Below are 10305 nucleotides of genomic sequence, written 5' to 3'. Positions count from 1 at the left end.
TCCAATAAAGTTTGACTTGCTCATTTCTTAACTGACGAGAATTTGTTCAATTCTCTTTATGCTCCATCATCCGACAAACCAAAGCTTGTACATGATGATTTCGCAATGGATCCCACTAGTGAAATCCTTACTCACTCGTTGTTCAGTTTTCAAAGATCAATCACATTTTGTTTGTCATCCGCATCTCAGCGGCGACTTTTATAATATATCATACTAGCTTGCTGTTGGTCAAGAGTTTTTTTAATTATTTTCAAATTCAAGTTCTGCCTGACCGGTGAATCTCTATCACCCGCAATCAAACGGGCGAACATTAATGTATCATAGAATATGAGCATACGTCAACTACCTAATATCGTAAATTTTAAACCGACAAGTAGGGCCACACCCGGCAAGCCCAGGACCATGACCGTTCCTATGGTCATCGGATTCAGAGGAATATACGCTTCAGCTGCTAATCCGGTGAAATTCACAACATAGATAGCTACAGCCGAAAGGGCCAGATGCGCCCCGAATACAGTCAGCCATCCCAGCCCGAGCTTCTTTCTAAACACAACATAGATAAGCAGCAAGAGCGATATGCATAGTACGCCAAGCACAATCAATTTCATAGATACTCCTCCTTCAAAGGTCAATAGGAATCCTATCAATCACTCTCGGTTAACCATTCTCCCTTTTTTGCTCGATATACTGCATCCTTGCTCCATCCAGATTGAGCTGCTTGGCCTGTTTGAGATTCATCTGGTATTTGCGCTCTGCCGCCTCCAACATGTAGATCGCATAATCGATCTGATCCTGTCCCGTCGCCTCCTGGAACAGCAAGTGCGCCCGCTCCCACTCCATCTGGGATCTCTGGACGTCCAGGAAGACATGCCACATCCGTTCTTGCTCCTCTGCCGTGATATACGTTTCCTCTTCTTTCTTCCTCGACTTCCACCATATCTTCATTCCGTTCACTCCCTATGAATATGAATGATTAACCTGTCCTTATAAAGACCGTCTGTAACATTCATATCGAGAGAGGGACAAACTTAGAACCATAAGAACACTTTCAATTTCTACTTTCTTGGCCTAGAAATATGCAAACAAAAAACGAGCCATCAGAATCGCTTCCAATGCTCGTTCTTGTGTTGCTTTCATATTTCAATCAAATGCTGCAGGAATCCATAATATCAGTTCAGTTCTCTTCGACCTTCAAGCGCTTTGGATAAAGTCACTTCATCTGCATACTCCAGGTCGCCGCCAACCGGCAGTCCATGGGCTATACGAGTCACCTTAATATCAAAAGGACGGACCAGGCGCGATATGTACATCGCCGTTGCCTCCCCCTCAATATTAGCGTTCGTCGCCAAAATGAGTTCTTTCACTCGTTCGTCACTCAAGCGCGTGAGGAGCTCCTTCAAACGGATTTCATCCGGCCCGATCCCCTCCATCGGAGATATGGCCCCATGGAGGACATGATAGTAGCCCTCGAATTCCTTCGTGCGCTCCATCGCCACCAGATCCTTCGCATCCTGTACAACGCAGATGATCGAAGCATCCCGAGTCTTGTCCTGACATACCCGGCATGGATCCGTATCCGTGATGTTGCAGCAGACGGAGCAGTAGTGCAGATTCCTTTTGACACTGACTAGCGCTTTGGCAAAATCAATAACGTCATCTTCCTTCATGTTCAGAACATGAAAAGCCAGGCGGGCGGCCGTTTTCGGCCCCACACCCGGCAGTCGCGTAAAGGCATCGATGAGCTTCGCGATCGGTTCAGGATAGTACAAATGTAACTACTCCTTCTAGGTTAGTTTAGAACAAGCCCGGGATTTTCATGCCGCCTGTGAATTTGCCCATATCGGCGTTCGCAATTTCTTCAGCCTTGGCAAGTGCATCGTTAACCGCAGTCAGCACCAGATCCTGCAGCATTTCCACATCATCCGGATCAACCGCCTCAGGCTTGATGTTGATGGACAAAATTTGTTTATGGCCATTCGCTTCTACGGTAACCACGCCGCCGCCGGAAGTTCCTTCAACGGTTTTTGTAGCAAGTTCTTCCTGCGCCTTCAGCATTTGCTCCTGCATCTTTTTCACTTGCTTCATCATTTGGTTCATATTATTCATGATTCATCTCTCCTTATAATTAGGGTGCACGTAGGGACGCGCTAGTCTTTTATGACAACGAGGTCTTCTCCAAACAGCTGGATCGCCTCATCAATCCATGGTTTTTCTCCACCGGCATCAGCTTCTTCATGTTCCAGCTTAAGCTCTTCCGCCTGAGGCTTGCCTACTCCTTCTACCGCATCATTCCAGTCGCGAAGCATCATGGTCACCAGATGGTACGGCTTGCCGAGCATAGACTCAAGAACCCCTTCAATCACCTGTTTGTTGGCAGGTTTCTCCGTGGTTTCGCGGTGGATGTTGTTTTTGAAAGCGACAAGCACCTTGTCTTCCCATACGGATACGGGCTCACCATCCATCAGCCATGCGTGAACCGTTACCTTCTCCTCTTTCACGTTCTGCAGAATTTGGGCCCACTGCCGATGTACAGCGGTATAATCCTCTCCGGTCCGGGAGGATACATACTGATCCATATGCTGCGGAATCTTGGCCGTTGAAGCTGCTTTCGGTGCAGGTGTACGGGCAGACTTGGCCGGTTCGCGTTGATTCGATGCAGGAACACCGTTTTGAATCAGACGCTCCAGCTTTTTCTCAAGTGCGGCTACATGCTGCTTCAACTGAGCCAGTTCTCCCGCATCGGCGGTAGAATGGACAGCTGCGGCCCCGCCGCCGGATTGGGTAATGCCGGAAAGCTTGAGCAGTGCCACCTCAAACAGGGTTTGCGGCTGCGAGGCATATTTCATCTCACTCTGATAACGGTTGAGCGTATCAATCATTTGAAACAGCTCATCCCGGCTGAAGGCATTTGCCATCTCCTGAAACTCGGCCGGGTTCAAAACCCGATCGGTCAGCTTGTCGGCATCGGGAACCATCTTGATCATAAGCAAATCGCGGAAATAGTACAGGAGATTCTCCATGCATTTATCTGCGCTTTTTCCCTCCTGCATAAATTGCTCCACGATCTGCAGGACCAGTCCGGCATCCCCCTGCTTCACGGCGCCGGCCAGACGGCCAAACTGCTCTGAGGCAATGCCTCCCGTCATGTCCATGACCTGCCGGTAAGATACGGTACCTCCAGTGAAGGAAGCGATCTGATCCAGAATGCTCAAAGCATCCCGCATACCGCCATCCGATAGACGCGCAATATACTGCAGCGCTTCATGCTCAGCCGTTATGCCTTCTTCCCCGCAGATCTGCTCCAGACGTCCGGTTTGTTCCTCCAGGGACACCCTACGGAAGTCAAACCGCTGACAGCGTGAGATAATCGTTGCCGGAAGCCTGTGCGGCTCTGTTGTCGCTAGTATAAACATCACGTGTGCCGGCGGCTCCTCCAGCGTTTTCAGCAAGGCATTGAACGCTTCCGTCGTCAGCATGTGTACTTCGTCAATAATATAAACCTTGCGCCGCACTTCGGTCGGTGCGTATTTGACTTTCTCCCGCAAATCACGAATCTCCTCGACGCCGCGGTTGGATGCCGCATCGATCTCCTGGACATCCATGACGGCTCCGGACGTTATGCGCCGGCAGGCCTCGCATGCATTGCAGGGTTCCTCAGCCGGACCATGCTCGCAGTTCACGGCTTTGGCCAAAATTTTAGCGGCACTGGTCTTGCCCGTACCCCGTGGACCGCTGAACAGGTAGGCATGGGAAACCCGCTGCTCGCGAATGGCATTCTGCAGGGTCTGGATAATATGCTGCTGGCCCACCATGTCGCCGAACGACTGTGGTCGCCAAGCTCGATATAACGCGATATGTTCCACTATGCTTTACCCTCTTTCAACTTCCACTTCGCGAAGATTAGGAAATCCAAGGCTCACACCAAAGCCCAATCCTCACGTGCTTTACAAGTTATATTCATGGTCAATCCGAGCCTAAACGGCATGAGTCAACGGTTATATTATACTACATTCTATACTACTTTCCCCTGCCTTAGCAAAACGTTTACTTGGAAAACTTTATCCAAAGTTCACGTGAAGCATTCGCTCCAATATAGAATCCCGCCTCGACAAAAAAACACCCTTGCCAAAGGCAAAGGTGTTATGTGCAGATATGTATACCGTGCACCTGTTATTGATCATTGCGATCCGAGCGGCAATCCTGAGCAGCAACTCGGGCTAGGCACTCCTCCGGCACAAAAGCGGTCTTGCTTATGGCTGCTTCCTTCCGGACCTGACCAGGTTCACAAGTGCTCATTGCGGAGGACCCAACCGTCAACGTTGAGCGCAGGGACCAGCCTCACATCGACAACACCTCTAACAGGAATTCAACCTCGCTACAGCGGATTGCGAGTTACAGGGCACCGCTACCTCCCCGTCTAGCACGGCGAACTTTAGTATATCGCATGGCTACCAAAAAAGCAACCGACGGAAGAAGTTGCATACTCCAACGGCCCTGAAGACAGACAAAAACCCTTCGGCCACAAGGGCGAAGGGTTTGTTTATTAGATACCGTATTTCTTCTTGAATCTATCAACACGACCGCCAGCATCCAGGAATTTCTGTTTACCTGTGAAGAACGGATGACAGTTCGAGCAAATCTCTACACGAAGATCGGGTTTCACAGAACCTGTTTCAAACGTATTACCGCAAGCACAAGTAACTGTAGTAACGTGATATTTCGGTTGAATATCTTGTTTCATTGTAGCTTTCACCTCTTTCCGCCCTGAGCCTCATGCGGACCCAGAGTTATATGGACACATAAAAGGAGTATAGCACGAGCATATTGAATGCGCAATAGTCCATACACAAATCATCAGACAAGTCCGCGATTGGAACTACACCCTATTTTTAGCACATTCGAGTCCGTGCTAGTTAAATAATCGAAGGCCGCTTTTTCGGTCTCGCCTGTCCAGCAGGGGGCACATGCGTATAGGAGCCGATCACCACATCCGGAAGCTCCTCCTGCATGATCTCGATCGCCTGCTTCATTCCGAGAATCTCGCCTTGCGCAGGCGGGATGAGGCCAAGATAGCTCTCAGGGTCAATATTCAGATTGCGAAGCTGAATCAATTTGAGTCCCGTGCGCCGGGCAAACTCGATCATGGCTTCCAGCTCTTCCTCGCGGTCGGTCACGCCCGGAAAAATCAGATAGTTAATGGATGTATATACGCCCTGATCCGTTGCGTAACGAAGAGATTTCTCCACATTAGCGAGCGTGTAGCCTCTTGGCTTGTAGTATGCGTTATAATGGGCATCCAATGCACTGATCGTGCTGACTCTCATCAGATCAAGACCCGCATCCACGATACCGCGGATAAAATCGGTCAGTCCCGCATTGGTGTTAATATTAATGTAACCCATGTCGGTCTGTGCCCGGACTTCTCGCATGGCCTCTATAATGATCTTCGCCTGGGTGGAGGGTTCGCCCTCACAGCCTTGGCCAAAGCTGATGATCGACTCCGGGGTCTTTAGATGCTCCAGCATGACCTGCACCAGCTCATCCACTCTCGGACGGAAGTTCATGCGCGTCTGCGGGGAGACAAAGCCGCTGTCATCCGGCTGTTCCGAAATGCAACCGAAGCAGCCCGCATTGCAGGAGTAAGACACGGGAACCGCGCCTTCCCAGCGATTCAGGAAGGTGTTGGACGCCGTCAGGCATTCGTATCCCAGCGCACAGTTAGACAGATGTTCGTAGAGCCGATTCTCCGGATACTTCTCCTTCAGCGTCTTAACCCCAAGCTCAAGGTCGTCCAGATCGCAATTCACAGGATTCCACTTCTCGGGATCGTCGGACAAACGCGCCGTCGTATAGAAAGCGCCATCCTTCCATACGACCGCCGAGTAACCAAACAGCGGCAGCTTATACTCCTTGTCCGACTTCACGTACCCCGGCAGGCAGAGCCGGGTGTAGCCTTGCGGCAGAAGCGCTCCGACAGCCGTATACCCGTCCTCAAGCGGCATCATGTCACCGGTCTCCGGATCCATTCCGATCGCTCGGGTACTCGGCAGTCCGACCAGCGTAGCTCCCTCCGGCAAAGGTATCAATTCATCTTCCAATATCTCGACGATCATATCTCCGCTGCGGGCCAGCCCGAACAGCTCGGAATGATCGTATACATTCCCTTGTTCATCTGCATAAACCAAATACATGTTGATCTCCTATTCTCCGGTTGATTCAGGGCTTAGCTCTGAGGGGCCGTCGCCGCAGATGCACGCGATGGACGTCTGGCTGCCTGGCCCTGAGTCCCGGTTCCGCCGCCGTTATTGGCATTCACGTCAAATGATGCCAAGAACTCCGCGTTATTCTTGCTCTCACGCATTTTTTTAAGGAAGCCTTCCACAAAATCGGCAGAGTCGTTCATATTTTTGCGGATCGCCCAAATGGTATCCAGTTCATCCTTGTTCAGCAGCACCTCTTCGCGCCGGGTACCGGAGCGACGAATATCGATCGCCGGGAAAATACGGCGTTCCGCGAAGCGGCGGTCCAAGTGCAGCTCCATGTTGCCTGTGCCTTTAAATTCCTCATAAATGATATCATCCATCCGCGATCCGGTTTCAACCAAGGCTGTCGCCAGGATCGTCAAACTTCCGCCTTCCTCCACGTTACGAGCCGATCCGAAGAAACGTTTCGGACGATGGAATGCCGCAGGATCAATACCGCCGCTCAGCGTTCGGCCGGACGGAGGAATGACCAGGTTGTACGCACGAGCCAGACGGGTGATGCTGTCCAGCAAGATAACCACGTCCTTCTTATGCTCCACCAGCCGCAAGGCGCGCGACAATACCAGTTCCGCCACTTTGATATGGTTCTCCGGAAGCTCGTCAAAAGTAGAAGCAACCACCTCACCCTTAACGGAACGCTGCATATCCGTCACTTCTTCAGGCCGTTCATCGATGAGTAAAACAAACAGTTCAATCTCTGGATTGTTGGTTGAGATGCTGTTGGCGATTTCTTTCAAGAGGAGCGTTTTCCCTGCTTTTGGCGGTGCCACGATCAAACCGCGTTGTCCTAAACCTACGGGTGCAAGCAGATCCATAATTCGGGTTGACAACTGATTAGGGGATGTTTCAAGAACAAGCTTTTCTTGCGGATATAGAGGAGTCAAGGCTGGGAAGTGTAGTCGTTCCGCTGCGACGGCAGGATTCTCGCCATTCACGGCGTTGACCTGCAGCAGTCCGAAGTAACGTTCGTTCTCTTTCGGCGTCCGGCATTTGCCAGAAACCAAATCTCCGGTCCGTAAATCGAATTTGCGGATCTGGGAGGCCGAAATGTAGATATCCTCCGTGCTCGGCAAATAGTTGATCGGCCTCAGAAAACCGTATCCTTCCGGCAAAATCTCGAGTACGCCCTCCATGAACATCAAGCCGCTCTGTTCGGCCTGCGCCCGGAGAATGGCAAATATCAATTCTTTTTTCTTCAACTGGCCATAATAAGGAATCTGATACTTCTTGGCCAGCTTATACAGATCCGTCAGCTTCATGCCTTCCAAATCGGCTATTTGTAAATCCATTCAATAACCACCTATTCAATTATTTGTTTCTGTCGCAGCAGTTCCCTGCTGTCATGTAGTCTATTAGTCTATGAGAGCTTTACTAGGAGCATTACCCAAATCAGAGGGAGATATGCAGTTTCCACCACACATTTCCCTCATTTTGGTAAAAAAATCACTCTTCTTCGGTCTCACGCCACACGTCGGCACCCAGCTCTCGCAGATTGGAAACGAGATGGTCGTAGCCGCGGTCGATGAATTCCACGCCGCTTACCTCCGTTATCCCTTCAGGCACCGTCAGTCCCGCAATGACAAGAGCCGCACCCGCGCGCAGATCGGTCGCTTTGACCTTGGCTGCGTTCAGCGGGCCGCCCTCGATGATGGCAGAGCGTCCCTCCACGCGAATTTTGGCCCCCATGCGAACGAGCTCCGGAACATGTTTAAATCGGTTGCTATATACAAAATCACTAAGGACGCTGACGCCTTCCGCTTGCGTAAGGAGGCTGGTCATCGGTGACTGCAAATCCGTCGCAAATCCAGGATATATAAGCGCCTTCACATCCACATGCTGATACCGGGCTTTACCGATCACGCGGATGCTTTCGTCCAGCTCTTCGATGCCCACACCCATCTCGATCAGCTTGGCCGTGAGGGCCTCAAGATGTTTCGGGATGACGTTGTCAATCAGAACATCGCCGCGCGTAGCTGCGGCAGCAATCATATATGTACCGGCCTGAATCCGGTCTGGAATAATGGAATGTCGGCAGCCATGCATCTCGGTCACGCCCTCGATCCGGATGGTTTCCGTTCCGGCGCCCTTAATGACAGCTCCCATGGAATTCAAAAGTGTTGCAACATCTATAATTTCAGGCTCTTTCGCCGCGTTTTCGATAATTGTGGAGCCTTTGGCCTTGGCAGCCGCCAGCATAATATTAATCGTTGCACCTACGCTGCTTACATCGAGGTAGATCTTCGCGCCCCGCAGCTCTTTGGCATGCAGGTGAATCGAGCCGTGTTCGTTGGTCACGGTCGCGCCAAGCGCTTCAAAGCCCTTGATGTGCTGGTCGATGGGACGAGGTTCAAAATTACAGCCGCCCGGCAGGCCGATCACGGCTTCTTTAAATCTTCCAAGCATGGCGCCCATCATATAGTAGGACGCGCGCAGTTTCTTGACGGGTCCGTTAGGCATCGGAATGGATTTGATATCAGAAGGGTCAATTCTCATCTGATTGCCTTCCCATGAAACTTGCCCGCCTAATTCCTCAAGGATCTCAGCATAAACAGCCACATCGCTGAGAAGCGGCAAATTATCAAGTACGACTTCCGATTCCGCCAGGATTGCGGCGGGAATTAACGCAATAGCACTGTTCTTGGCACCGCTGATTGTTACAGCACCTCGCAGTGGGCGTCCACCGCTGATCATCAATTTTTCCATAAGCTTTCGGTTCCCCCTACATCACTTCGCAGCCGGAAATGGTTCTGATGCCCGTCATACAAGAAAAACGTCGTATCGACGTTCCTAAAGGATGACAGACGCAATAAGCGTTCGTTTTCGTAGCGATTATCCGGTTGTGAAGCCTCACAATCCGCTTGCGCTTTTTGATAACTTAATAAATGAAATGGAAAAACACCGGCTATGCGGTGTGCTTTCCATTTCATTGTATGCAGCATAAGACAGCTTAAAATATCTTAGGTGATTCCTATCGTCATGTTGCGGCCACGAAGGCTACAAGCGACTTTTGTGCGTTACGGGTGATTAAGCTTGATTGTTGGAACCAAACTCACGGATTTTGCCGACAACGGTTTCCTTGATTGCCTCGCGGCCTGGTTTCAGGAATGTGCGCGGATCGTAAGCTTCCGGTTTAGCGGCAAGCACTTCACGAACAACTTTGGTGAACGAGATTTGGTTCTCGGTGTTAACGTTGATTTTGGAAGTACCCAAGGAGATAGCTTTCTTGATGTCATGCGTCGGGATGCCCGTACCGCCATGAAGCACCAATGGAAGTTTCACAGCATCGCGAATCTCTTCCATCTCTTTGAACCCAAGGTTTGGTTCGCCTTTGTAAGGACCATGGACAGAACCAAGCGCAGGCGCCAATGTGTCGATGCCTGTCTCGTTCACGATGCGCACGCAGTCGTCAAGCTTCGCGTACATTACGTCGCCGATAACGTCATCCTCTTGTCCGCCGACCATGCCGACTTCGGCTTCAACGGAAACGCCTTTGGCGTGAGCATACTCAACCACTTGTTTCGTTGTTGCAATATTCGTCTCAATCGGGCTGTGGGAATCATCGATCATAACCGAAGTGAACCCTGCATCGATTGCTTCTTTACATTTCTCAACACTTGAACCGTGGTCAAGGTGAATGGCAACAGGAACTGTAACTTTCAGGTCCTCCATCAAACCTTTTACCATGTGTACAACGGTGCTGAATCCACCCATGTAACGAGCTGCGCCTTCGGAAACACCAAGAATTACCGGCGATTTCTCTTGCTCAGCCGCTTCAAGAATTGCATATGTCCACTCCAGGTTGTTGATGTTGTATTGACCAACAGCATATTTACCTTCGAGTGCTTTGTTCAGCATGTCTGTCATTGATACTAATGGCATGGTTTCATCCTCCTATAGATGCTTAGTTTGTCTATGGTTTTTAGCCGATATAACATACGGACTTATTATACCACATCGCGTCATAAATACTAAACAAGCATTTCCTAAATTGCTGCGAAGGAACTCACATTCTGGCAAAAAAAAGAATTCCGCCCCTTGAGCA

General features: G+C 50.4%; 10 protein-coding genes and 1 other RNA gene. All 11 read right to left on the bottom strand.

Annotated elements, in window-relative coordinates; all coding sequences use genetic code 11:
- Positions 1-338: 338 nt before the first annotated feature.
- The 11 genes from RB297_RS31030 to fba all read right to left on the bottom strand — a co-directional run bounded on the left by RB297_RS31030 (position 339) and on the right by fba (position 10142).
- Positions 339-608 (bottom strand): pro-sigmaK processing inhibitor BofA family protein, encoded by a 270-nt coding sequence (locus tag RB297_RS31030; protein ID WP_009595500.1) that lies wholly within the window; start codon positions 606-608, stop codon positions 339-341.
- A gap of 49 nt (positions 609-657) precedes the next feature.
- On the bottom strand, positions 658-945 hold the full coding sequence (locus RB297_RS31025) for a hypothetical protein (RefSeq protein WP_009595542.1): 288 nt from the start codon (positions 943-945) through the stop codon (positions 658-660).
- Positions 946-1169: 224 nt separating this feature from the next.
- Complete coding sequence (gene recR, locus RB297_RS31020; protein WP_009595539.1) at positions 1170-1769, bottom strand: recombination mediator RecR; 600 nt, start codon at positions 1767-1769, stop codon at positions 1170-1172.
- 25 nt (positions 1770-1794) lie between these two features.
- Positions 1795-2106, bottom strand: a complete 312-nt coding sequence (locus RB297_RS31015) for a YbaB/EbfC family nucleoid-associated protein (protein WP_009595540.1) — start codon at positions 2104-2106, stop codon at positions 1795-1797.
- Positions 2107-2147: 41 nt separating this feature from the next.
- The gene (dnaX, locus tag RB297_RS31010; protein ID WP_096777304.1) at positions 2148-3863 is read right to left on the bottom strand and encodes a DNA polymerase III subunit gamma/tau; all 1716 of its coding nucleotides are present in this window, start codon (positions 3861-3863) and stop codon (positions 2148-2150) included.
- A gap of 296 nt (positions 3864-4159) precedes the next feature.
- Positions 4160-4426: signal recognition particle sRNA large type (ffs, locus tag RB297_RS31005), an RNA gene on the bottom strand.
- Positions 4427-4543: 117 nt separating this feature from the next.
- Positions 4544-4741 (bottom strand): 50S ribosomal protein L31, encoded by a 198-nt coding sequence (gene rpmE, locus RB297_RS31000; protein ID WP_006207505.1) that lies wholly within the window; start codon positions 4739-4741, stop codon positions 4544-4546.
- A 172-nt stretch (positions 4742-4913) separates the two neighbouring features.
- Positions 4914-6191: a radical SAM family protein gene (locus RB297_RS30995; protein WP_009595518.1), complete on the bottom strand. Its 1278-nt coding sequence runs from the start codon at positions 6189-6191 to the stop codon at positions 4914-4916.
- A gap of 32 nt (positions 6192-6223) precedes the next feature.
- Positions 6224-7552 (bottom strand): transcription termination factor Rho, encoded by a 1329-nt coding sequence (gene rho / locus RB297_RS30990; RefSeq protein WP_096777303.1) that lies wholly within the window; start codon positions 7550-7552, stop codon positions 6224-6226.
- 154 nt (positions 7553-7706) lie between these two features.
- Positions 7707-8966: a UDP-N-acetylglucosamine 1-carboxyvinyltransferase gene (locus RB297_RS30985; RefSeq protein ID WP_036662837.1), complete on the bottom strand. Its 1260-nt coding sequence runs from the start codon at positions 8964-8966 to the stop codon at positions 7707-7709.
- 321 nt (positions 8967-9287) lie between these two features.
- Positions 9288-10142 carry a class II fructose-1,6-bisphosphate aldolase gene (gene fba / locus RB297_RS30980; protein ID WP_012818384.1) on the bottom strand — a complete coding sequence of 285 codons (855 nt, stop codon included), beginning with the start codon at positions 10140-10142 and terminating at the stop codon, positions 9288-9290.
- Between the last annotated feature and the right edge of the window lie 163 nt (positions 10143-10305).

The sequence above is a fragment of the Paenibacillus sp. CR_12 genome, from assembly GCF_041953985.1.
Taxonomy (GTDB): domain Bacteria; phylum Bacillota; class Bacilli; order Paenibacillales; family Paenibacillaceae; genus Paenibacillus_AQ; species Paenibacillus_AQ lautus_A.
Note: the sequence above shows the minus strand (reverse complement) of the source record. Positions and strands in the feature narration are given on the sequence as shown.

What these genes read in the sequence shown, in the direction of transcription:
- RB297_RS30985 (WP_036662837.1), bottom strand. Translation starts at nt 8,966, where the DNA reads ATGGAAAAATTGATGATCAGCGGTGGACGCCCACTGCGAGGTGCTGTA.
- rho (WP_096777303.1), bottom strand. Translation starts at nt 7,552, where the DNA reads ATGGATTTACAAATAGCCGATTTGGAAGGCATGAAGCTGACGGATCTG.
- RB297_RS31015 (WP_009595540.1), bottom strand. Translation starts at nt 2,106, where the DNA reads ATGAATAATATGAACCAAATGATGAAGCAAGTGAAAAAGATGCAGGAG.
- rpmE (WP_006207505.1), bottom strand. Translation starts at nt 4,741, where the DNA reads ATGAAACAAGATATTCAACCGAAATATCACGTTACTACAGTTACTTGT.
- RB297_RS31025 (WP_009595542.1), bottom strand. Translation starts at nt 945, where the DNA reads ATGAAGATATGGTGGAAGTCGAGGAAGAAAGAAGAGGAAACGTATATC.
- fba (WP_012818384.1), bottom strand. Translation starts at nt 10,142, where the DNA reads ATGCCATTAGTATCAATGACAGACATGCTGAACAAAGCACTCGAAGGT.
- RB297_RS31030 (WP_009595500.1), bottom strand. Translation starts at nt 608, where the DNA reads ATGAAATTGATTGTGCTTGGCGTACTATGCATATCGCTCTTGCTGCTT.
- RB297_RS30995 (WP_009595518.1), bottom strand. Translation starts at nt 6,191, where the DNA reads ATGTATTTGGTTTATGCAGATGAACAAGGGAATGTATACGATCATTCC.